13 protein-coding genes are annotated in these 25334 nt (G+C 63.7%); 12 read left to right on the top strand and 1 reads right to left on the bottom strand.

All coding sequences use genetic code 11. The features are described 5' to 3' along the window. The first annotated feature begins 31 nt into the window (after nucleotides 1–31). Entirely contained in the window at nucleotides 32–391 is a 360-nt protein-coding gene (locus VNH11_11965) for a hypothetical protein (GenBank protein ID HVA47074.1), read from the top strand. A gap of 20 nt (nucleotides 392–411) precedes the next feature. Here the strand turns inward: VNH11_11965 and VNH11_11960 are convergent, their stop codons facing one another. Beyond that, nucleotides 412–549, bottom strand: a complete 138-nt coding sequence (locus tag VNH11_11960) for a hypothetical protein (GenBank protein ID HVA47073.1) — start codon at nucleotides 547–549, stop codon at nucleotides 412–414. A gap of 70 nt (nucleotides 550–619) precedes the next feature. Here VNH11_11960 and VNH11_11955 point away from each other — a divergent pair, with 70 nt between their 5' ends. From VNH11_11955 to VNH11_11905, 11 genes are all read left to right on the top strand, one after another. Continuing rightward, nucleotides 620–805 (top strand): hypothetical protein, encoded by a 186-nt coding sequence (locus VNH11_11955; protein ID HVA47072.1) that lies wholly within the window; start codon nucleotides 620–622, stop codon nucleotides 803–805. A 291-nt stretch (nucleotides 806–1096) separates the two neighbouring features. Further along, complete coding sequence (locus VNH11_11950; GenBank protein ID HVA47071.1) at nucleotides 1097–1723, top strand: sigma-70 family RNA polymerase sigma factor; 627 nt, start codon at nucleotides 1097–1099, stop codon at nucleotides 1721–1723. Continuing rightward, nucleotides 1710–4907 carry a protein kinase gene (locus VNH11_11945; GenBank protein ID HVA47070.1) on the top strand — a complete coding sequence of 1066 codons (3198 nt, stop codon included), beginning with the start codon at nucleotides 1710–1712 and terminating at the stop codon, nucleotides 4905–4907. Before VNH11_11950 ends, VNH11_11945 begins: the two co-directional genes overlap by 14 nt. Beyond that, nucleotides 4904–5227: a hypothetical protein gene (locus tag VNH11_11940; GenBank protein ID HVA47069.1), complete on the top strand. Its 324-nt coding sequence runs from the start codon at nucleotides 4904–4906 to the stop codon at nucleotides 5225–5227. Before VNH11_11945 ends, VNH11_11940 begins: the two co-directional genes overlap by 4 nt. 491 nt (nucleotides 5228–5718) lie before the next feature. Further along, complete coding sequence (locus VNH11_11935; protein HVA47068.1) at nucleotides 5719–5988, top strand: hypothetical protein; 270 nt, start codon at nucleotides 5719–5721, stop codon at nucleotides 5986–5988. 203 nt (nucleotides 5989–6191) lie between these two features. Next, nucleotides 6192–19619, top strand: coding sequence for a choice-of-anchor tandem repeat GloVer-containing protein (locus VNH11_11930; GenBank protein HVA47067.1), 13428 nt, complete (start codon nucleotides 6192–6194; stop codon nucleotides 19617–19619). A gap of 155 nt (nucleotides 19620–19774) precedes the next feature. Continuing rightward, nucleotides 19775–20401 carry a PEP-CTERM sorting domain-containing protein gene (locus VNH11_11925; GenBank protein HVA47066.1) on the top strand — a complete coding sequence of 209 codons (627 nt, stop codon included), beginning with the start codon at nucleotides 19775–19777 and terminating at the stop codon, nucleotides 20399–20401. Between the two features lie 288 nt (nucleotides 20402–20689). Then, nucleotides 20690–20875, top strand: coding sequence for a hypothetical protein (locus tag VNH11_11920; protein ID HVA47065.1), 186 nt, complete (start codon nucleotides 20690–20692; stop codon nucleotides 20873–20875). Between the two features lie 69 nt (nucleotides 20876–20944). Further along, complete coding sequence (locus tag VNH11_11915; protein ID HVA47064.1) at nucleotides 20945–21445, top strand: hypothetical protein; 501 nt, start codon at nucleotides 20945–20947, stop codon at nucleotides 21443–21445. Beyond that, nucleotides 21403–22092, top strand: coding sequence for a class I SAM-dependent methyltransferase (locus VNH11_11910; GenBank protein HVA47063.1), 690 nt, complete (start codon nucleotides 21403–21405; stop codon nucleotides 22090–22092). Before VNH11_11915 ends, VNH11_11910 begins: the two co-directional genes overlap by 43 nt. Before the next feature lie 150 nt (nucleotides 22093–22242). Beyond that, nucleotides 22243–25329: a DUF1553 domain-containing protein gene (locus VNH11_11905; protein ID HVA47062.1), complete on the top strand. Its 3087-nt coding sequence runs from the start codon at nucleotides 22243–22245 to the stop codon at nucleotides 25327–25329. Nucleotides 25330–25334 lie beyond the last annotated feature (5 nt).

The raw sequence follows: 25334 nt of genomic DNA, 5'->3' as shown, positions 1-25334 counted from the left end.
GCGATCGCGATTCTACGTCGCGCGGCCGAAAGTGAGGCCCCACACCTGGCGCGAGGCGGCCCGTATCGCGGGGCCGACCCAAGGTCGCACGGAGTATTTTCGCTTCGACGAGCTTCCGCCGGCGACAACTCGGGCGCTCATGCGCTATGAGATGACCGGCAATAACACGGTGGGCGTGTTGAGCTTCCGCGTCGACGCCGATGATCGCGATCCGACGGCCGCCGGCTTTCGACCAGTCGAGGTCGTAGATCGCTGGCGCGAAGGCCGCGACGAGAAGGAGCGGCGCGAGGTCGTCGATCGACTGCCGCATGAATACCAAATCACGACCGCGGCCGAGCCGGAGATGCTGTCGGTAGAGTATCGCATGCCGACGAAGCCGGACGGCAAGTAGCGTTCAGGCGAACCAATGCCTCAGCCGTCACTCTTTCGGCTTCCGTTCCACCAGATCCAATTGACTTGCGGTGCGATTTGCAGATTGTTCAGCAGCCAGCCGCCACCGAGCACAATCAGCGAAATGGCCAACACCAGGGGTTGCCGAGAGGGCGTCATCTTTGCGTTGTACCAATCGGGCCAAGGCGATTATTGGTCGAGCGACAGCGTCGCGTGAGTTGTCAATATAGTGCGGCCCCAGGCCCAATGCCAGCCGGCACAGCCGGCGGCATTCGCTTCCCTGGGCATGCAAGACCTGGAGCAGCGGACCCGCGAGTTGTTCACGGAATGCCTGGTGAGCCTGGGCGCGGTGACGCTCGACATGGACGTGTTCACCGTCTCGCGCGAAGACATCGAGCGGCTGGTCGGGGAGTGACGCAGCCGCCGGAAAAATATCTTTGGAATTCTTCGCGGCGCTTTCCGGCGCCGACCGTGACCAGTTGCTTGGAGGGAGAAATGTTCGCCGGTGTCGCCTGCGTGCGAAACATCGTGCGTGCGGAGAGCGACTCCCAAGAGGTGCTCAAGATCGTGGAGGCGCTCTCCACGCCGTGACGCGCTCCCGCCGGACCCGGTTCCAGAGTTTCGCGATCTCGGTGCTATCGCTAAAATTTGCGTTTGCGGCGCTTTTCCTGTCTAATCGTTACCAGGACTAAAGAGGGAGATCGCCATGAGCAGCGCCACGGAAACCGACGTCGAGGAGCTTTTGAGGTTGTCGCGCGGCGGCGATAGCGCGGCCCTGGGCCAACTCTTGGAACTCTATCGCGGCTATCTCTCGCTGCTGGCCCGGCTGCAGATCGGCAGGCGGTTGCAAGGCAAGGTCGATGCGGCCGACCTGGTGCAAGACACTTTTCTCGAAGCGCACCGCCACTTCGGCCAGTTTCGGGGAAGCGTGGAGGCTGAATTGGTCTCGTGGTTGCGGCAAATCCTGGCGGGGCTGCTGGCGAATTTGGTGCGGCGCTACTGCGGCACGCAACGCCGCGATGTGAGGCTGGAACGCGAGCTGGCCGGCGAGCTCGATCGTTCGTCGCGAGCGCTCGATCAGGGCCTGGCCGCTCCGCACAGCACGCCCAGCCAGCGCGCCGCGCGGCGCGAGCAGGCGGTGCTGCTGGCCGATGCGTTGGAGCGGCTGCCTGACGATTATCGCGAAGTCATCATCCTGCGCCATTTAGAGGGCCTGACGTTCGCCGAAATTGCCGGCCGCATGGGGCGCAGCGTCGATAGTGTGAAAAACGTGTGGGCGCGTGCCTTGGCGCAATTGCGGCGGTCTATGGGAGAAAACGATGAACGCGACTGAGGATGTCCGACCCACTCTGCCCCGCCCGGCCGCCGGTTCGTCGTCGGACGACCCGCGCGTGGTGCGGGCGCTGGAAGAGTACGCCGCCGCGGTGGAGGCCGGCCGCCCGCCCGCCCGGCGGGAATTTCAGGCCCGTTATCCCGACATCGCCGCGGCGCTGGCCGAGTGTCTCGATGGGCTGGAGTTTGTGCAGGCCGCCGCCGTGCAGATGGCGCATCCGGCCGCCAAGGGGCCTGGCAATCCGGTCGGCGCGGCGGAGTTTTGGCCGGCCGACGCACTGGGCGATTACCGCATCGTGCGCGAAATCGGCCGTGGCGGCATGGGCGTGGTCTACGAGGCGGTGCAAATCTCGCTGGGACGCCGGGTGGCGCTCAAGGTGCTGCCCTTCGCGTCCGCACTCGACGCCAAGCAGTTGCAGCGGTTCAAAAATGAGGCCCAGTCCGCCGCCCAGCTTCATCATCAGAATATCGTGCCCGTCTACGGTGTCGGCAGCGAGCGCGGCGTGCATTATTACGCCATGCAGTTCATCGATGGCCAGACGCTGGCGGCCCTGATCGGCGAGCTGCGTATTCGGGCGGGACTGGGTTGTCGCCTGCCGCCGCTGGAAACGGTCGCACTGGCTTCGCTGGCCGACGAACTGGTTTCAGGAGGTTGGGCGCCGGCGGCAAAGGAACAACCCGTGGAGGATGGCCTTCCGAGGCCGTCCAGGTTGGAGGATGGCCTTCTTAGGCCGTCCAGCGAAGAATCGAGCCACGGGACGGCCTGGGAAGGCCATCCTCCAAGCCCCGCCACGGCCGAGATGCCCGTGTCGAACACGGTGATCTCCGCGACTGCCACCTACCCCTCGACGAAGGGCCGCGAGTTTTTCCGCACGGTGGCCAACTTGGGGGTGCAGGCCGCCGCGGCCCTGGAGCACGCCCATGCCTTGGGCGTGGCGCATCGCGACATCAAGCCGGCCAACCTGCTGCTCGATTCGCGCGGCAACTTGTGGGTCGCGGATTTCGGACTGGCGCATTGCCAGAGTCAGGCCGGCCTGACGATGACCGGCGACGTGCTGGGCACGTTGCGCTACATGAGCCCCGAACAGGCGCTCGCCAAGCGGGCGCTGCTCGACCACCGCACCGATATTTATTCGCTCGGCGCCACGCTCTACGAGCTGTTGACCTTGCAACCGGTGTTCGATGGCCAGGAGCGGCAAGAGCTGCTGCGGCAGATTGCCGGTGAGGAGCCGCGCCGGCCGCGTCGTTTGAATGCGGCCATCCCGGCCGAGCTCGAGACGATCGTGCTCAAGGCGTTGGAGAAGGATCCCAGCGAGCGCTATGCCACCGCGCAGGCCTTTGCCGACGACTTGCAAAGGTATTTGAGAGACGAACCGATCCGCGCCCGGCCGCCGACGCTGGCGCAGAAGGTCAAGAAATGGATGCGCCGGCACCGCGCGGTGGTGGGGACGGCGGCGGCGATGCTTTCCCTCCTGGTCGTGGCGGTGGCCGTCGTCGCCAGCGTGGCGGCCTGGCGGCTCGGTCGCGAGCAAAAGCGCACCGAGGAGGAGAAGGACCGCGTAAAAAGTGCGCAACAGCTCGCCGAACGTCGCGCCGAGCAAATCCGCGATGACTTAGACGGGCTCAAGACTGCCGATAGGTTGTTGGACCGGAGCCGGGCATACGTCCGCCTCTCGCGGTGGGACGACGCGCAGGCGGCCCTGGCGAAAGCCGTCCGCTTGCGCCCGGATCATGCGTCGGCGTGGCGCGAGCTCGGCGACCTACACACGCGGCTGGGCCTGTGGGACTTGGCCGCCGCCGATTTTAGCCACGAATTGGAGTTGCGGGAGCCGGATGTCACTTGGCCCTGGTATTTTAACGCGCTCTTGCGCCTGCACGTCGGCGACACGCAGGGCTACCGTCAGGTGAGCCATCGGATGTGCGAGCACTTTCGTGGAACGCACGACCCACATTATCTCTTCGATCTGGTTCGTACCACCGTCCTCAGCCCGGATGCCGACGCCGACCGCGAGCAATGTGTGGACTTGGCCCGGCAGGCGGTCGTTGGCAGGAGCCGCGGCGACTGGGCGGCGCTGTATGCCTTGGGGCTGGCGCATTACCGCGCCGGGCAGCATGAACAGGCGGTCGAGCGGCTCGAGGAATCGCTCGCGGCGGACCAGGCAGAGTGGAGCTTTCGTACCCTCGCCTATTCACCTCTGGCCATGGCCCATCACCGGCTGGGACAGGCCGCCGAGGCCCGCCTGTCGCTCGACGCGGCGGTCCGCGTGCTCGATCATTGGACGGAGCAAATATATCGTTCGCCGGGAGAAACGGAATGGGTGCATCATCTGGGGGCCACCGGCCACTGGGAGGTGCCCTGGTGGGACTGGTTGGAAGCCCACCTCTACTATCGCGAGGCCAAGTTGCTGATCGACGGCTCACCGCCGCCGGACGATCCGCGGCTCCACGTCTTGCGGGCCCGGGCCTTGGCCGGCATGCGCCGGCCTTCCCAAGCGGAGGTCGAATATGCCGAGGCTTTCAAGCGCCTGCCGGATGATCCGCAAATCGCTTTGGAAGTCCACCGCAATCGCGGCTACATCCACATTGGCCGCCGCCAGTGGGCGCAGGCCGCCTCCGAATTTGACCAGGCCAGTGAGCTCAAACCGAATGACTCGATGATGGGGCGTTTTGCGGCCGTCGCCCACCTCGCGTCGGGCGAAGGGGCGGCCTACCGGCAAAGTTGCGATTCCCTGTTTGCACGCTTCGAAAGAACGCATGAGCGGGACGTTGCCCGCGATGTTCTGGTGGCCTGTTCGCTGCGGCCGGACACGATTCCGGATGCGGCCCGGTTCTTGCCACTGGTCCAGGTCGCCGACGCACCCCGCGGCGCTTGCCCGGCGGAGACGGGCGCCGCGCTCTACCGCGCCGGCGATTACGCCGCGGCGGCCCGCTCACTCGAGGCGGCCGCGAAGGTTGGTCATCTTCGGCCCTTGGCGTTGTGTTTTTTGGCCATGGCCCGCCATCGCTTGGGGAATATCGACGGGGCGCGGCAGGCCCTGGACGAGGTAATCCGCTGGATCGACCAGGCCAACCGCGAAGAGTTCGACGATCTCACCGATAGCCGACCCGGCTGGCGGAATTGGCATGAGCCGCTCGAGTGCGAGCCGCTGCTCGATGAAGCAAAGAAGTTATTGGCTGGCAAGTGACAAGGACCAACCTGCTGGCGATGGATACCCGCTACGGGGCGATTCGATTGGTCGACCCGGCGACGGGCCGGGAATTCGCGCGCGTGGACCATCCCGAGCAGGATCCCGCGCGCTGGCTCTGCTTTAGCGGCGACGGGGTGCATTTGGCGAGTGTGATCTGGTCCCAGCAGTCGACTCACGTCTGGGACCTGCGCGCGATCCGCGCGGAATTGGCGCGACTGGGCCTGGACTGGGATCTGCCGGCTTATCCACCGGCGGCGGCCGGCGACGAGCGGCCTTTGCGAATCGAGCTCGATAAAGCGGCGCTAACGCCAAAGTGAACCACGCGGTGTTTTCATGCCCAGCTAAAGAGACTGTCCTGCTTTCTGGACAGAACTGTCCTGCTTTCTGGACAGATGGGTAAGGCCGAAGGCCGCCGTAGCCGCGAAGCGGCGTGACTCATCAGCCCAGGGCAACGCCCTGGGTCATCGGTCCGAGACAAACAAGGTAGCCCTGAAAGGGCGCGACGCGGTGGCCGATTTCTACCGGTCGCACCCCGTTGGGGTGCCAGAATGCAATGTGCCTGCAAACCCAGGGCGTTGCCCTGGGCTGATGAGTGTGACCCCTTCGGGGTCGGTATTCACGGCCAAAAACGCCGCGAAAAAAGCGGGACGATCTCTAAAGCTGCTGGCAGACCGAAGTCGACCGGAACGACCATCTCCCTTCTGGGCCGGCCATCCTCAAATAAATCGCAACCGCGCGGCGCTCTTGGGTCCCAACCGTGACCAGTTCGCTAGACGACCCGGCTACCGCCCCCAAAAGGATACCTTCCATGTTCACCCGCCAACTGGCCTCGATCGTGAATGAGATTCGCGGGCAAGGCGCATCTGAACCGATTTTCCGCCTTGTTCTGCGTTTCGCCGCGCTGCCCTGCTGGTCGTGGCTGGTTCTGCCCGCCGCCACCGCCCGGGCCGGATTGGTCGTGGCCAGCGAAGTTCGTCGAGCCGGTGTTCCCGGCCACGTAGGCCGCACCCGCCGCGTCGATTGCGATCGCGTTTACGCCGCAAACCGAAACGACGAGGTGTACGTCTTCGTTTTATAAAATCACGGATTTTAGCGCGGCGCTCTTGCCGGCGTTCCGTGACCAACTGCATAGAGCCTCCCGACTCAAGATGATGAGGATCCCACTCGATGTTTCTCGCCAAACGAAGACGAAATCGCAAAACCCGCCGGAACAAGCCACGAACGGGCGCGCGTCCGGCATCCAATCCCTCCGAGCTGAGCGTAAGATGGTTTCGCCCCGCTATGGAGCCGCTGGAGAACCGAAGGCTGCTCTCCACCACGCCGTTCAGCACGGTCGCCAGCAGCCTGAACACCGAGCTGGCCGGCCTGCAGACACAGTTGACGTCGTTGCTGGATGCGTATCAGACGGGCACGAATTCCAGCCTCCCTTTTCTGGGAAACACGCTGGGTGACGCGGCCCAGGTCGTCAGCCGGTTCGGCCCTCAGCTTCACGACGCGCTCAATGCTCTGGGCAACACCGACTACGCCACCCCGGCCGATCTCGACGCCGCCGTGCAAAACGCGCTCGGCCCGGCCCTGGGCTCCGCCGGTTTGAAGATTTTGGCCGACCAGACCGGCAACCTCTCCAGCAGTTCCTCCACCGATCTGACTGACGTGGTCATCGATCCAGGCACCTTCGGCAGCGGCGGGTTCGAGGTCACAATGTGGTTGCACGTCGCGCAAACGCTGGTGAACTCGAGCGGGAATTTCAACACGGGACTGCCGGGTTTGCCATTGCAGGTGAGCGCCAATGGCGGCATTCAGGTCACAGCCGGCTTCGATTTCGAGCTGGCCTTCGGCTACAACGCCACGACAAGTACTACGTTTCTGGATAGTGCGAGCCCTACAGGCACTTTGCCAGCCGGCCCCGGAAAGGGCCACGAAATGGCGGTGACCGTCGACGCCTCGTTGCCCGCTGGGTTCAACGCCACGGCCACGCTCGGGTTTGTGCAAGGCAGCTTGACGCCCATCGCGGCGATGCCTACGTCGCTTGTGGCGGGCATCGTGGCCGACCACCTCGACGCCACGCCGACGGTCGCCTTGACCCTTCAAGCCGACGCCAATTTGCAATTGACCGGTGGGTTCAGCGGCGTGAGCAGCACCGATTTTCCCTCGATCGGCGCCGAGTTTCACCTGCATTGGTCGTTTGATAGTTCCAACCCCGCCGCCGGCGAACCGCAGGTTTCGTTCGACAACGTCGGCCTGAACCTGGGTTCGTTCTTGCGCAACATGCTGGCCCCGGTACTGACCACGATCCAAGATGTAACCGGGCCGTTGCAGCCGGTCTTCGACGTGCTCAACGCGCCGTTGCCGGTGCTTTCCGACTTGAGCCACCTCGTCGGCGGCAACGACGTGACCCTGCTCGGCCTGGCCAAGTTGGTCGCCCCCTCTCTCGGCCCCGGTTTCGGCCCCTTGGCCGATTTGATCGGCGACCTCGACAAGTTCATTACGGACGTCAACGGCGTGACGGTGAGCTCGGGGAACATCGCCATCCCCTTGGGCGGATTCAACCTCGACAACTACGACCTGCGGACCGCGGTGTCGGCCGGCGACGTCAACAATGCCAGCCTGACAAACCTGACCAGCCTTGACCCAGGCAATATCCAACCCGGCCAAGCGTTCGCGGATTTCGTCTCGGGGCTGAACGTGCCGCAAAGCGTGAAGGACGGCCTCAACCAGCTCACGTCGGGACTGACCACGTCGGGACTGAACAACGGCATCGACCTGGAATTCCCCATCTTGAACAATCCCGGCCAGGCGGTGTTCAACATGCTCTTGGGCAAGGATTCCGATCTATTCTCCTTGACGGCCACCGAGCAGTTACACGCCCAGGAGAATGTCGCCGACTTCTCGGTGGCCGGAATGGGCGTCACTTTCGGCGGCGAGGTCAAGGTCGACGCGAAGTTCACGTTCGCCTACGACACCTACGGCCTGCGCGAAATGATCAACCAAGCCGCCGCCGGCACGCTCACCGGCAGCGACGTCGCCAGCGACATCACCGATGGCTTTTACGTCGCGGACGATTCGCATTTGGATATCAGCGGCAACATCGGCGCCAGCGCGGGCGTCTCCCTGGGGTTCTTCAGCGTCTCGGTGGGCGGGGGAGTCAGTACCGGCAACGGCGGCCAAGACCCGGTGAGCGTCACCATCAACGATCCCGACAATGACGGGAAACTGCGCTTCAGCGAAGTGCCCAGCAACCCGTTGGCGGCCTTCAAGACCAGCGGCGAACTGGATGCCGGCTTGGGGATCGACGTCAAGATCGGAGTTACGGTTTGGCCGGCAGGGTTCATCGGCTACGAGAAACACTTCGACATTGCACATACGGTTATCTTCTCATTCAATCCACAAACACCGCCGCCGATCATTTTGGCGGAGGCCGATTCAAACGGAAACGTGAACCTCGATATCGGCAGCCGCGCCGGTCGCCGTCAGGGCGTCGACCAAACGGATGGCAACGAGAACTACACCATTCGGCACCTGGGCGACGACAGCGACGGCATCGGCGGCGAGACGATCGAGATCGACGCCTTCAAAACGTCGCAGATCATTCACCACGTCAAGAACATCATCGGCGTCGGCGACGCGGGCGACCTGACCATCAACGTCATGCAGGGAGTCGAGTCGAGCGTCAGTCTCAACGGCGGCCAGGGACACGCCAATCTGACCTACTCGGGAACGGGACAGGCGAACTTGTCGGCCGGGCAGCTCGACAGCGTCCTCACCGGCGGCGCCGGGTACAACAATCTGGTCGGCGGGCCGGGCAACGACACCATCACCACCGGACCCGGAAGCAATCTGATCAGCGACGTGCAGGGCAACAACACCTTCATCATCGCGGGAGCGTTTGCGAGCATCACCCTTGACGACGGCACGCCCGGCAACAACACCCTCGAAATCGTCGCCCAAAAGACAACGACCTCGGTCAGCGTCACTCCCAGCAACGGCGCCTTGCACGTGCAAATCAACGATTCGTCGGCCCCCGACAGCAGCGCTCTGATCGCGGGCATTTCGCAGTTGATCGTCAACGGCCACGACCGGTCGGCGTCGATTACCGTCGGCGACCTGAGCGGCGCGGGAATCAGCCAAGAGACCATCGACGTGGCCGGCGGCGCCGGCAGTCGGGCCATCGACTTGGAGACGCGCGCCAGCGGCGACTTGGCGTCATTGGCGCTGAGCGCGCTGACGCAAACTTATCCCGACGCCAAAAATCCTTCGATCACCAATACCGAGCACGGCGTCGCCATCGCCAATAGCTCCACGGGTCTCACGGCGAGCGTCTTCGGCATGTCGGCCGACGACACATTGACGATCCGTGAGCACGGTGGCTCCGCGAGCATCGCCGATCTGGGGACCGCCGCCGGCACCATTATATTGGATACGACCGGTCGCCAGGATGGTTTCGGCGAAGTTGTCACGATGACCACGCCAGCGCAAGGGAACGGCTCCACGATCACGACTGATGGTTACGGTGCGTCCGGCTCGGCGGGCTTTCGCATCCGCGCGGCGGGCGACCCGGACGTGGTGATGGCAGACTTGCAAACCTCCGACAGCATCACGATCGACGTTTCGGCCCCACTGCCGGGCAACACCAACCAGGTCTCACTCGACGCGTCCGCGCTCGTCGGCGCGCTGCACGTCGCCGCCCTGGGACTCTCTTTCGACTTCAATCACATCCAACTATCGAAGGTCGGCGCGCAGGCCACCGTGAGCATCGATGGCGGAAGCACCACCTCGACCGTCACCGTCGGGACCGGTCAACTCGCCCCCATCGAAGGGAATGTGACCGTGGCAAACGCCATCCTCACGATCGATAACTCGGCCGCCGCGTCGCGCAGCAATCTGGTGATGACCGGCACGACGTTCAGCGGTTGGGGCTATCCGGCCAACATGTCCACTTTGACGTATTCCCGGCTTGAGCAGGGCCTCGTCGTGAACCTCGGGCCCGGCGATCAGTTGGGTCTGGAGCAGACGCCGCCGGGAATCAACGGCGCCACATTCAACGATCTTTCCAGCACGCTCGATTACGTGTACCTCGTGGGGGCGTCGGCGCCGCTGACGTTCAACGGCGACTTCGCATTGGATTTGGGCGAGCGGCTGTCGGCCGACGGAAGCGTTACCCAGGTCAACGACCTGCAAGGACTGGCCAACTTGCTGGTGACCCTCAATTTGAGCCACGCCGATAGCAATTCCTCGTCGGTCGCGTTTTGGGGCGCCGCGGGGCAAAGTTACACGATCGGCGGCAACGGCAACTTCGTCGTCAACGATACCACGGTCGGGCTCAGCGTGATGATCTACGGCTTCCGCATCCAGGACTGGCTGCTATTCAACCTGCCCGGCGGCTCGGTCAATGCCGACCTGACCCAAACGTCGCTGAGCCCCATCTACGTCGAGGGCTCGACGCGGGCCGCGGGCGCCACGGCGGCCAACAATATTACCGTGACCACCAACGCCGCCGGCGTGACGATGCAGCCCGATGCGACCGTGCCCTCGACCTTTCGCATCACGTCGTCGAACGAGCCGGTGTTCCTGGTGGCGGGCATGATGTCGTCCGACAGTCTCACGGTCGACCTGCTCGCTCCTAGCCCGAATCAGGTGTATATCGACGCTTCGTTGCTGGCAGGCGCGTTGAACGTCAACGCGCTGGGAGACAACTCGAACCAGAATAACATCACGCTGGCCAAGGCTGGCCCACAGGCCGCGGTAACAATCGACGGGGGAAACGCCAATACCAAAGTGACGTTCGCCACCGGCCAATTGGCTCTGATCGAGCACAACGCAACCGTCCGCAATGCAAAGCTCGTCATCGATAATTCGGCCGCTTCGATCGCCAGCATTCTCACGCTGACCGACAGTATGGTCTCGGGCTGGGAAATCCCCGGCACGAGCTTGGCCCCTGTACTGCAGGTCGACGCGTTGACTTCCCTGACCATTGACGCCGCCGCGGGAGATCGGTTCGATTTGGAAGAGGCTCTCCCGGTTACGATCAACAATGCCTCGACCACGCGGGACGCCGTTTACGACATGCGCACGGGGGGCGTGCTCAACGGCGACTTCGCGCTGTTCATGGGTTGGCGGCTGCTGCACGACGGCACGATCACCAAGCCCGAGACCCTGCAAGGCTTGCACGCGTCGATGCTCGTCAATTTCAGCAGCGCTTCGGATGCCGCGACGCAAGTCGTGCTCGACGGTAATCAGGATCCGGCCGGTGCGGCTTACACGATCGGCAACAATAAGATCGGCAATTTGCTGTTCGCCAACCAGACCGTGGGGCTATCGGTCGAAATCAACGGCTACCGAAGTCGGGACCAGGTGACGATTGACCTGCCGGGCGGGTCGGTTGCCGCTGACTTGCGGCACACCGGGCCGGCCACAATTTACCTTGATGGCACGGTGCGGCTATCGGGAATGAACCCCACGGCGGCCAATCAGTTTACCGTGCAGGCCCGCTCCGGCGCCGCGACGATGCAGCCCGATGGCCCCAACGAGAGCGTCTTCTCGATCTTCAACACGCTGTACCTGTTGGGCTCGATGCCGCAGGACAGTCTGAATCTTACTCAGCCGACCAATTTCAAAGTGGCGCCAACGGCTGCGAAGCCCGCCGCGGCATCGTATGGGTTCGAATTAGACGATGTTGCTTGGTTTGGCGCGTTTGTCGCTGGCTATGCGACAGCATACCTGCAGCAAGATCCGCCCTCCGGCTGGGTCTACAATCTGCACTCACCCGCCCCGGTCTTAATTCCCAATGCGCAGTTGCCGGATCAGGATCGCCTCAGTTACTTCTACAATATCGAAGATTCTCCGGCCACGATCCTGGATGCCCAACCGCTCGACTATCTCGGCGACAATGTGGACTACAACGACAGTTCCCTGACCTATGCGGGCGGAGGCTACGTCTTACGTCACGACGATAACGTGGCTCCCAACACCGGTTACTACACGGTTGGGCCGCTGCCCTACGGGCAGCTCACCGTGTACGAACGCATTTTCACGGTCACGTCGCATCCTGTGCCGATCGACAACACTGTGAACCTCGACGCCTCGCAGTTGCGAGGCGCCTTCCATTACACCGCCGCGGACCCTAATTACGCCTTGCTACAAGAGCTCTTGCTTTCGTTCGGCGGCTCGGTCGCTCCCGCGATCGCTTTCGGCAAGACGACCGTGAATCTCAGCGGCGTCAATCCACAGTCGGCTGTGACCGTTAGCGGGCAGCATGAACTGGGCTTTGATTACTACCAAGACGCTTTTTTACTTATTGGAGGACAGGAGTCTTTTCCTGGCGCGAGTTTTTCTAGCAGCGAGATTGCGGACAACCGCATTCCAACGACGAGCGTGAGCGTCGGAGCGGGACTTATGGCCAACATCCAAGGCAACGTCGCGGTCCAGCAAGTCCAGCTCACCGTTGATGATGGGCGGGGCACCTTGCCGGGCATCATGACTTTGACCGACACGAGCCTGACCGGCTGGACTACGGCGCTCGGCGCGACCCGGCCAACCTTGTCGTTCGACGCATCGTTGCACGACGACTTCGTGATCATCGGCAGCCCAGTCGATCAGTTCGACGTGGAGAACACTCCGGCCACCCTGGCCGCGGTGCAGCAGAGCGGCTTTTACGGGCTGCTGCCCACGCCGGTCGGTCTCAATCAAACGCTGATCCAGAATCTGGCCACCAGCGGCACGCCGGCCAGCGTGTACGTGATGGGCAAGGCGCTGCCGCGGCTGAACGTGACCGGCAATTTCGCTCTCACCATCGGTCGCCGGCTGAATCCCGACGGCACGGTCGACGACGTTGGCACGATCGGTCAGGTGTTTTATCAGGGCAACCATTACCAGCCTGATTATTCGCAGCCGATTACGTTCCAATATACGGGCATCGGGCTGGGCCCGCTTGTCGTCGACCGGTCGAGCGAGAGCGTCTACTCGGGACCGTCTGGCATCTATGCGAACACCGACGACGCCGGGCACTATTACCTTAAATCTGACTTGGCCGACCGCAGCGGGCTTCTCAACGGGGACATCGTTTTTGCCGGCCCCAATACGGAATTTTTCTACGACGCCGAGTACGATCCGCAACGGACCGAGGCGAGCTTCGAGATCGAAAACACGCTGAGCGGGGCCGTGCATTACATCGCTAATCCAAAGGCCAGTGCCGCGACGGTCAGCATCGGCGCCGCCTATGGCCCCATCGACGTGCAAGGCAGCGGCGCCAACACGCGGGTCACCTTGGACCCCACCCTCTATGTCAACAACGGCGTGGCCGGTTCGAGCCTGCGCGACACGGTGACCGCCGACGTCAGTGTGACGAACGCCACATTGCGCATCGTGGCCGACTCCGCGGCCGTGTCGACGCCGCAGAATCCGCCCGACGTCGTGCTCACCGACTCGCAATTGACGGGAGTCGCCGGGGGAACGGTCCACTTTCAGAATCTGGCCGATGGCGTGAAGGTCGATCCCAACTTCTCGGGCCTCATCAAGGATTACGGACTCAGCCTGCAACTGCCCCGCGACGACGCCATCTCGACTTTGATTCAGAACACACCGTCCAGTGCGACGACGGAGATTACCACGGCCGACGCGGCCGTCGCCTCGGGAGCGGTCGCCGTTACCGGCACGACCGGCACGCTATGGTTGGGACGTGATTATCCAGACAGCGGTTTCGCAAGGTCCGCGTTTTCGGTCGCGTCGGTAATGATTGGCGGCGGCAGCCTCGATGGCATTTCAGGGTCGATCGCGCTGGAATACACGTCCGCCGTGCCGACGACGATCGACGATCACGCTAATTCGATGCCCACTCAGGGCACCCTCTCACTCGGGCCGGCGAGCACCGACGCAAACAACAACTTCGTTGGATATTATCCGCTCGAATTCGATACGCCGCACCCGATTTACCTGGGCTACGCCTTCAACAACCGCACTCTGCCGCTCCCGCTCGACATACGGGGGGCCGCGCAGAGCCATTTCACGGTGACCTACAGCCCGGTGGGCACCCGACTCTTCGCCGGGGCGGGCGGCACGGTCGACGTCACGCAGGACGCGTTCAGTACGGCGCCATCGCTGGCGATCTTCGGCGCCGCCGCGGTTCATGTGCTCTTCAGCTATTACCCGGATGGCGCGCCGATCACGGTCGAAGCCGATCCGGCCCGACCGCTCGACTCCACCGATTTGACGGTCGCATACAACGACTCCAATCCACCAACCGCCATCAACCTGGCCGCCGCCGGCAATGGCTTCGAGGCGCTGACGGGCACTTATTCTCCTTATGACGCCCCCGGGCAGATCGACTATGAAGCCGCCACCACGCACCTCGCCGTTTCGGGTGGAATCAGTAGCTCCTTCACGGTGACCGACACGGGCGCGGGCGGCACCACAATTGGCCCCGGTTACACCCAGCTTTATGTGCAGGGCACCGATGGTCCGCTGACTCTCAGCGACGGCCCGGCGACGCACCTGGCGCTGGGCAACGCCGGCAGCGTGCAGGCGCTTCACGGCGAAATCGATATTCTGGCGAATAATTCCGCGCAGCCCCCATTGCCCGTCGTGGTGGACGACTCCGCCGACGGCACGGGACGAACCATCGGCGTGTCGCTTGACGAGAGCGGCAACACGCTGGTTTCCGGCCTAGCTCCGGCCCTAATCAAAGTTTTTGATACGCGGGCCACGATCGCCATCGCGGGCGGTTCCGGTGGCAACCTGCTCGTCGGGCCAGACATTGCCGACTCCTGGCAAATCACGGGCGCCGATAGCGGCACGGTCGATGGGAATGTTTCTTTCGCCGGCGTCGGCAGCCTGCAAGGCGGCATGGCCGCCGATACCTTCGCATTCCAACGTAGCGGGTCGCTCTCGGGCCATCTCGACGGCGGACCGGGCTTCGACACGCTCGATTACTCGGCCGCCGGCTTGACGGGCTCGGAACCATTCGACCTGGCACACGACGTGGCGCCCCGCGTCGCGGGCCCGGTGACCAACATCGAGTACGCAACGCTCATCCTCTTTCAGATCGACGATCAAACAAGCCTGGCCGGAACGACCATCGTGCCGCTCGCTATTCACACGCTGGGAGCGACAGTGGGCGAAAACCTGTTGACGTTCGCGGCCAGCGGCTTGCCCGATGGTCTGAACATTGACGCCCATTCCGGCTCGATTTCCGGAACCATCACTGATCGAGCGGTCGCCGACACGCCTTACCAGGTCACGATTACCGCCACGGACGGAACGAGCACCGCGCTGACCACCTTCCGGTGGACGGTCGCGCCTGACTTTAGCCTCGTCAATCCTGGCAATCAAACGAATAACAACGGCGACGCGGTCACGTTGCCGATTCAGAGCGCCAACGTCCACGACAAGCCGTTGCAATTCTCCGCCACCGGCCTGCCCACCGGTCTGACCATCGACAAGGTCACCGGCGTCATCAGCGGCACGATCGCGGTGTCGCAGAGCAGCGTCGACGCGGTAACCGTCGCGCTCACCAACGGCGTCACGACCCTGACTGCGCCATTCTCTTGGACCGTGAGCGCTCAGCGCGTCATCACCGTCGCCACCTTCGATCAGGCCGGCCACTCCATCAACCAGGTCCATGCCGGCCAGCCATTCAATCTGCAATTCGACGCGCGTTTCGGAAGTGCGCTGGATACCACCTACAACGGCTACCTTTACCTATATGGTTACGGCTATATCTACGTCTACGCAGGTGTGGGTCAGATCGATGGATACACCTTCAATTCGCCCGGCAGCCAGACGCAGACGTTCTACGATTTTCTCGACGCACAATATGGGAGCTTCACCATCAACGTCGGGCCTCCTTCGCCCCTGACAGGCATTGGCGTCGACATTCAGGCCACGACGAATATACCGTTCACGGGCATAGTCGCCTCGTTTACCGACACCAACCAGGCCGCCGCGGCCAGTGACTTCACGGCCAGCATCGATTGGGGCGACGGCGCAACGTCGGCCGGCACGGTCACTGCCAACAGCACGGGTGGTTTCGACGTGTCGGGCACGCAGACCTACGCCCTGGCGGGTTCCTATCCAATCGACGTGACGGTCAGCGACAGCCCCGGCGATGTCCTGGCCAGCACGGCGGGCAATGCCGCCGTCCTGTCGCCGGTGACCATGACGGCGCCGGCCGACGGCACTCTCACCAACAATAACGAGCCGACCCTGTCGGCGATCACGTCAGGCGGCGCCTACAGTGTGCAGTTCCAGTACACGAGTGACGGCGGCATCACCTGGAACGATGTCGGGGTTGCTGAAACGGCCGCTCCGTTCAGTTTTTCTTTCACCAGCCCTTTGCCCGACGGCGCTTACGAGGCGCAGGCGATCGCCACCGACGGCGCAGGCGACAGCTTCACCGCCGTACCTGTCTCATTCACCATCGACACGGTGGCCCCGATCGTCTCGATCACGTCCCCGGCGGCCGGCAGCGTCGGCAATAACGGCCAACCAACCATCAGCGGCGTGGCAGGCGCCGCCAGCGGCGACACCAACAGGATCAACGTCTACATCTACAGCGGCGCCGACACGACCGGTACGTTGGAAGAGACCTTGCCGACCAGGGCCAACGGCGGTTTTTATTCCGTGCAGGCAGGCGCGTCCGAGTCTGGCGCGCTGCCGGACGGCGTCTACACCGCGCAGGCCAGCCAAGCGGACGGCGCCGGCAATCTCGGGCAAAGCAATCTTGTCACCTTCCTGATCGACACCAAGGCCCCGACCGTCTCGATCACGGTCGCGGTCAATGGAAACCAACCGACGCTTTCGGCTATCGCCGCGGACAACTCCGGCGGCAGCGGTCTGGCGAGCGTTCAGTTCCAATACAGCGCCGATGGCGGTGTCTCGTGGGTTGACGCTGGACCCGCCGAAACCGCCGCACCGTTCAATTACACGTTTTCCACGGCGCTCTCCGTCGGCAGCTATCTGGCCCGTGCCACCGCCACCGACAACGCGGGGAACAGCGCCACGACAGCCGCTTCCTTCGCGAGCATCGTCTCCTTCAGCGGCGCGAATTCTTATGCCGGTCTCGTCACGGACGGCAAGGGCAACCTCTACGGCACGACGTACAACGGTGGCGCCAATGGCGAAGGCACGGTGTTCGAGCTGAATCCGAGCACGGGCGCGCTCACGACCCTCTACACATTTAGCGGCGCCGACGGCGCCTATCCTTACTCCGGTCTCATCATGGACGGCGGCGGCCATCTCTACGGCACCACGCTCGGCGACGGCACGCACAATCAAGGCACGGTTTTCAAGCTGGATCCCGGCACCGGCCTGCTCACGACCCTCGCCACCTTCAACGGCGCCAACGGGGCTACTCCTTACGCCAGTCTCATCATGGACGGCAGCGGGAATCTCTACGGCACCACGTACTATGGTGGTGGCGCCAATGGCGAAGGCACCGTGTTTGAATTGAATCCCAGCACGAGCGCGCTCACGACCCTCTACACTTTTGGCGGCGCCGACGGCGCCTATCCTTACGCCGGTCTCGTCATGGACGGCGGCGGCAATCTCTACGGCACCACCACGTCTGGTGGCGGCGACACCGATGGAACGGTTTTCAAGCTGAATCCTAGCAAGGGTCTGCTCACGACTCTCGCCACCTTCAACGGCGCCAACGGGGCTACTCCTTACGCCGGCCTCATCATGGACGGCAGTGGCAATCTTTATGGCGCCACCTACTATGGCGGAGACGCCAACTCTGAAGGTACGGTGTTTGAGCTGACCCAAACCAACGGCGCGACGGTCCTGACGACACTCGCCATGTTCAACGGCGCCAACGGCGCCTATCCATACGCCGGCCTCACCATGGACGGCAGCGGCAATCTTTACGGTACCGCCTCCCAAGGGGGCGACAATGGCCACGGCACGGTGTTCGAGTTGAATCCCACCGCCGGCGTGCTCAACACCCTCGTCGAATTCCACGGAGCCGACGGCGCCAGTCCCTACGCGCCTCTGACTTTCGATAGCCGTAGCGGCCTTTTCTACGGCACCACGTCGGGCAGCGACAATGGAAATGGCACGGTCTTTGAATTGACGCCGGCGACCTTCACGATCAAAGCCGCCGCCCCGACCGTGGTTTCGATTGGCCCGGTCAGTCCCTCGCCGCGCAACGTCGACTTGGCCGCAGACGATGTGACATTTTCGGAGCCGATCGACCTGACCAACTTTGACTTCAGCGCGGTGACTCTGTCGCTCAACGGCGGGACAAACCTGATCAACAGCGGCGCGACCATCTCGCTAGTGAGCGGCACGACAGCCACCTATCGCATCGCCGGCCTCGATACGCTCACGACCGCCGACGGAACATACATCCTCTCCGTCGACGCCAGCCACGTGCGAGACCTCGGCGGAAATCTTGGCATCGGCGGCGCCAGCGTAAGCTGGTTGATGGATGCCACCCCGCCCACCGGCAGTTCCGTGGCGCCGCTGCCGCAAAGGGCGTCGAGCCTGACGTTCAATGTTACGGTAAATCCAGGCGCCGACCCAGTGTCGGGCGGTGTGGCGTCGGGCATCGTCTCCTATGATATTTATGCCGCCTCGGCCCCAACGGGCTCGTCGTCGTTGGGCGCATTTAGTCTGTGGACGACTGTGCCGGCCGGCAAACTGACGGCCACCTTCACCGCCCAAAGCAATACCACCTATGCCTTCCACAGTGTGGCGCGCGATGCCGCCGGAAACATCGAGGCCAAGGGCACCAATGTGATCGAGGCCAGCACCTATGTGCCCGACCTCACGCCGCCGATCACGCAAATCAATGCCGACGCCGCCAACGCGGTCGGCACGTTCACGCTGGCCTATTCGGGAACCAGCCCCGGCGGCAGCGGCATCGAGACCTTTCTCCTGGCGGTGCAGGTCGACGGTGGCCCGATTCAACAAATCGCCACACTCCCAGGCGGCACACCGGTGGCGGGCGTCTACTCGGGTCAAACTGAATATCAGGGGCTGACGGACGGCCAGAAGCACACCTACACTTTCTCGATTCAGGGCATCAGCGGCAACGGCATCGCCGAGACGTCGCACTCCGCGCCGCCGGTAACGCAGACGTTCGCTGTGCCCGCCGCGCCCCAGGCCACCATCTTCGTGGTCGAGAAAGGATTGTCCGAACGGTCTTACATCCGTTATCTCGACGTGACGTTCAACGAGCCGGTCAGCTCGCTGACTCTCGACGCCGCGCACGTGCGGCTCGCGCACTACGGACTCGACGGGGCGACGTTGATCAACGACGTGGACCTCACGGACCGCATCGCGCTGATCGACCATGTGATGGAGATCGATTTCGGCGCGGGCGGGATCGGCGGCAACGAGAATCTGCCGGCCCTGTTGGCCGATTGGACGAAGCTGATTCTCGACGACGGCTATTACAAGCTGACCATCGACCCCGACGGCACGGGCAAACACGACATCGAAGAGGACTTTTATCGTCTCTTCGGCGACGTGACGGGCAACGCCACCGGCGGCGTCGCGACGACCGGCTCCTCCAGCGGCGGCGACCTGATCGGCCAGGTGAGTAAGGCCGACGTGGCGGCCGTCACCGCCGCGGTGGGCCAGGTGGCCACCGCCGCCAATCCATTGCTCAACGCCGACATCAACGGCGCCGGGGCCGTGACGCCCAACGATCGGCTGTTGGCGGCCAAATCGGTCGGCCGACACCTGGCCAGCGGTTTGCACCTGGACGACTAAGAGACGGTAGCACTTGAACGTTCGTGCTGAATTTCTTTGCTGAATTACTTGATTGACACTTGCAGAGGTATCCCATGTTTCGACTTCGATCGCTGATTGCCTGTTGGGCGCTTCTGCTGATTTCCGCCAATTCCGCCGCGCAGGCGGGAGTCATCGTGTCGGTGGGCGACCTGCTGTTGTCCGCCGGTTCATCGGGCTATGTGCCTGTCGAGATCACCGGCGACCTCACGGGCGCCAATATCGCGAGCACTAGTTTCGAGTTTCGCATTGCGACGACCGGACCGACCAGATTGGAATTCACGAACTCGCTCGATCCCGCAAGCGATCCGACGTTCACCGCCGCCAACTACGTATTTGCCGGCAACAGCTTTGATCAAACCTTCGACCTTAATAATCTGGGCAACGCGACGACCACGAATGTTCTCAACGACACGTTCATTGGTGGCGATGCGACGGCTGACGGAAGCAACGTTCTGTTGACGGCCATCAGCGACAAGCTCTTGGCGTTTCTGCCGGTGACCAGCGTGACCTCGTTGCCGCCGGTTGCCGGCGATATCTTCACTATCAGCCTGGTTCCTCTCGCGAATGCTAACCCAAGCGGACTGGATGGGAATACCGGGTTTGCGGACAACGGTGGCGTTAACGCAGTCTATGCACCGTTCACCAGTACGCCCGGCACGGTGACGATCGAGCAGCCGTCGCCGGTGCCCGAGCCGGGCACGTTCGGCCTGCTGCTCGTTGGCATGACGAGCCTACTCTGGATGAAGCGGAAGCAAGGCTGAAACCGCGATGAAACGGGCCGCGGATCATGAACCGCGGTGCGGGCCCGATGGCCCGATTCGCCGGCCCTTTTGCCCCCGCCGAACCGACGGAGCCACCGCATTTTTCTTGGCCAAACGCGTCGTTGGCAATCGCGCGCCGTAGGACCGTGCCCGCCGACGCGATTCCCCGAACCGACGGTCCTCATCCGTCGGATGAAGGAATTCTGCTTCAACCGGCGGCGCTCTTGGGGCGCAACCGTGACCAGTTCGCTAGACGACCCGGCTACCGCCCATAAAAGGTTGTCTCTCATGTTCACCCGCCAGCTCGCCTCGATGGTGAATGAGATTCGCGGGCAAGGCGCATTTGAACCGATTTTCCGCCTTGTTCTACGTTTCGCCGCACTGGCCTGCTGGTCGTGGCTGGTTCTGCCCGCCGCCACCGCCCGGGCCGGATTGGTCGTGGCCAGCGATTCGCCCGACAATATCTTCGCCTAGCACGCGAGCGGCGGCGCCAACGGCTCGTTTCTGAACGGCGCCAGCGGGCTGCTCAACGGGCCGATCGGCTTGGCCTTCGACTCGTCGGGCAATCTCGATATCGCCAATTTCGGCGGCAGCAACGTCCTGCAGTTCAATCCCACCACGAACGTGATGAGCGTGTTGGTGGTCGCGGGAAGCAACGGCCTGCCGGGCCCCACGGGCCTGGCCTTCGATAGTGCCGGCCACCTGTCCATCGCCGACCAGGCCGGAAATCAAGTGTCTGAGCTGGCCGGCGGCACAACCGCCGGAGCGCTCACGGTCGCCGCCAACGGTCTGTCTGCGCCGACCGGTCTGGCCATCGACGCGGCCGGCAATCTCTACATCGCCGACGCCGGGACTGGCCCCGGTTCGATCAGCGGGCAAGTGCCGGAAGCCGACAGCACGGGCGCCTTGGTGCAAACGATCATCATTTGCTTGGGGGCGCGGGCCGAGCGCTTCTGTTGTCGGCAACTTCGGAAGGGTTCCGGTCGAGAGGAGAATTTGCCGTGCCCGATCATGAACCGGCGCGCGGCGGCACGTCGCCCGTGATTGCCGGCGGCCGCCTGTATCTACGAAGCAACACGCGATTGCACTGCTATGACGTGCGTTTAGACCGTCCGCCCGACGTAGCGCCCGCTTACTCGGTTGAATTGCCGAAACTGCGGCACGACGCCGAGCGAGAGCCTGCCGCAGGCGCCGATCGGGAGCCTCGCGTGCCGAACGGCGTCTACCTGCCCACACCGCACGACGTCGTCAAGCGGATGCTCGAACTGGCCGAAGTGGCCAAAACGGACGTCGTCTACGACCTGGGCTGCGGCGACGGGCGGACCGTGATCGCCGCCGCCAAACAGTACGGCTGCCGCGCGCTGGGCTACGACATCGATGCCGAGCTGGTGGCCATCGCCCGCCAAGAGGCCAAAAAGCAAGGCGTCGAGAAGCTCGTGACGATCGAGCGAGGGGACTTGTTCGGCGTCGATCTGGCCAAGGCCGATGTGGTGACGCTCTACCTGTTGCCCGAGCAGAACGAGAAGCTTGTCGCCCAGTTGAAAAACATGCGGCCCGGCTCGCGCATCGTGGCGCATCAGTTCCCGGTTCACGGGCTTGTTCCGGCGAGCTCGGTGGAGGTGAAGTCGGAGGAAACCGGCGAGCAGCACACGCTCTATTTGTACCGCGGGAGAACCAAAAGCGGCCCGTGACCGAACGGAATTGGAATTTGTTCGACGCGACACAGGCGTATTGCTGTCCAAGGCCCTTTGCCCCGGAGGGCCGGTTCGGATAACCTGGAACATGACCAGTCGCAGGGAAAAACTCCAGAACCACCACGACCCGACCAACGAGACCGCACGATGGGCTTTTCAGGCGATCGTGTCCGGCACAGTTCTGCCCGGCCCCGGAGTGCGCCGCCGCTTGTATTGTACTTCGGCTTGGCGACGCTGCTGCTGGCGGGTGTTGCTGTGCCCGCGAGCGCCGATCAGCCTTCGCCTGGCAAGCCGTTCGACGAACACGTTGCCCCGCTCTTGGGCCGGCACTGCCTGGGCTGCCACAACCCTTCGGACAAAAAAGGCGGCCTCGATCTGACGCGGGCCGAGGGTTTGTCGGCGGGCGGCGATAGCGGCCCTGTGGTTGTGCCGGGCGACGCCGAAGCCAGCCTGCTTTGGCAGCGCGTGGCAAGCGATGAGATGCCGCCGCCACGGAAGCCGCCCGCAACCGGGCCGAAGCTCACCGCCGCGGAAAAGGAACGGTTGAAAGCTTGGATCAGTGGCGGCGCGAAGTGGGGCAGTGGGCCCATCGACTTGCTGAAGCTGACCACCGATCGCCGGGCAGGCATCGACTGGTGGTCGTTGCGACCGATCGTCGCGCCGCCGGTTCCCGATGTGCCCGGCCAAGAGGAAGTCGTTCAGCCGATCGACGCTTATATTCTGGCCAAGCTCGCATCGGCGGGCTTGCGGCCCTCGCCGCCGGCCGATCGACGCACGCTGATTCGCTGGCTTTCCTTCGATTTGATCGGTTTGCCGCCGGCGCCCGCCGAAGTCGAGGCGTTCGTCGCCGACGCCTCGCCGCGAGCTTATGAGGAGCTGGTCGATCGGCTGCTGGCCTCGCCGCACTATGGCGAGCGGTGGGCGCGGCACTGGCTCGACGTGGTGCGCTACGCCGAGAGCCAGGGCTTCGAGCGCGACCGCTTGCGGCCCACTTCTTGGCAATACCGCGATTGGGTCGTGAACGCCTTCAATGAGGATTTGCCGTACGATGAATTTGTGCGCTTGCAGCTCGCGGGCGATGTGTTGCGGCCCGACGACCCGCGGGCGATCATCGCCACCGGTTTCCTGGTAGCCGGACCCTGGGACGAAGTCGGGCAGACGCAACAGAGCGAGGCCATGAAAGCCGTCGTGCGGCAGGACGAATTGGAGGATCTGGTGGCCACCACTTGCCAGACCTTCCTGGGACTGACGGTCAATTGCGCCCGCTGCCACGACCATAAGTTCGATCCCGTTTCGCAGGCGGACTACTATCGCGTCGCGGCGGCGCTCAGCGGCGTGCGGCACGGCGAGCGTACGACGCGACTGCCCGGCAATCACCCCAGGGTCGACCAACTACGCGCCTCACTGGATGAAGAGGCGACCGCCCTGCGGGTCCGTTTGGAAGCGATCGACGCTCCGCTGCGCGAGCGATTGCTCGGCGATCGGCGGCCGGCGCCGATCGCCGTGCCGGCACCCGTGGCCCGCTGGGAATTCGACGAAGACGGACACGACGAGTTGGGCATGATGCACGCTCAGTTGCACGGCGCGGCGAGAATTGAAGGGGGACGGTTGGTGTTGCCGGGCGGCGATGCATTCGCGGCCACTCGGCCGATCGACCAAACGCTGGCGGCCAAGACGCTCGAAGCCTGGGTGCAACTTGCCGGCCTGGACCAGCGGGGCGGAGGCGTGATCGGCGTGCAGTCGCTCGATGGCGTGAAGTTCGATTCGATCGTGTATGGCGAGCGAGAGGCCCGCCGCTGGCTGGCCGGCAGCAATAATTTCGTCCGCACGCAGGATGTCGGTGGCGAGGCCGAGACGGAGGCATCCGAACGTCTCGTGCATGTCGCCGTGGTCTATGCCGCCGACAATACGATCACGGTCTATCGCAACGGTCGCGCCTACGGTCGGCCCTACCAGGCGACGACCCTGGAAAAGTTCAAACCGGGCGAGGCGCAGGTGGTCTTCGGCCTGCGGCATGGGCCATCGGGCGCGAACAAGATGCTCACCGGCACGATCGAGCGTGCGGCGCTCTACGATCGGGCATTGACGCCCGAAGAAGTCGCCGCCTCGGCTGGCGTACCGCTCGCCACGGTTTCTGACGACGAGATCGTGGCGGCCTTGACGCCCGCAGAGCGGTCCGACCGCAACCGATTGCTGTTCGCAATGTCGCTCGTCGAAATCCGCCGCCGCTTGCTCGCCGGAGGCCCGGCCTACGCGGTGGTTCCCTCCGAGCCGAAAGTCACCCACCTGTTGCGGCGCGGCGATACACGGCAACCCGCCGATGTCGTGGCGCCCGGCGGCGTGGCGGCCGTTTCCAGCAAAGCGGAGTTCGGGCTGCCGCCCGATGCCCCGGAGGACCAGCGCCGCGCAAAGCTGGCCGAGTGGATCGCGGCGCCAGAGAATCCGTTGACGGCGAGGGTCATCGTCAATCGGCTGTGGCAGTCTCACTTCGGCGTGGGGTTGGTCGAGACGCCTAACGACTTCGGTTTCAACGGCGGCCGGCCCTCGCACGCCGACTTGCTCGACTGGCTGGCGGCCGAACTCGTTGGGCAAAAATGGAGCCTGAAACAAATGCACCGCCAGATCGTACACTCGGCCGCTTATCGCCGGTCCGCGACGTATCAGCCCGAAGCGGCCGGCGTCGATGCGGGCAATCGCCTGCTGTGGCGAAAAAGTCCGTTGCGTCTGGAAGCCGAGATACTCCGCGACGCCATCTTGTCGGTTGCGGGCCAGCTCAATCCGGCGATGGGTGGTGCCGGTTACCGCGACTTCCGCACGTTTACCAACAACAGCCAGTTCTACGAAGTTTATGATGCCGAAGGCTTCGCCTATCAGCGGCGCAGCCTGTACCGCACCGTGATTCGTTCCGGCACGAGTCCGTTGCTCGACGTGTTCGACTGTCCCGATCCCTCGACGATCGCACCGTCGCGCGCGGTCACCACCACGCCGCTGCAAGCCTTGGCGCTGTTGAACGACTCGTTCGTGCTGCGAATGGCGGATCGTTTTGCCGAACGGCTGCGCGACGAGTCGGGGAGGGACGTCGCGGCACAAGTCGAACATGCCTATCGCCTGGCCCTGGCCCGCACGCCTCGGCCGGATGAAACGACCGCGGCGCGGGCGTTTGTCGCCGAGCACGGCCTGGCGGCCTTTTGCCGGGTGCTGTTCAATAGCAACGAGTTTTTATACATCGATTGAGCGGC

It is taken from the genome of Pirellulales bacterium (genome assembly GCA_035533075.1).
Lineage (GTDB): Bacteria > Planctomycetota > Planctomycetia > Pirellulales > JAICIG01 > DASSFG01.
Note: the sequence above shows the minus strand (reverse complement) of the source record. Positions and strands in the feature narration are given on the sequence as shown.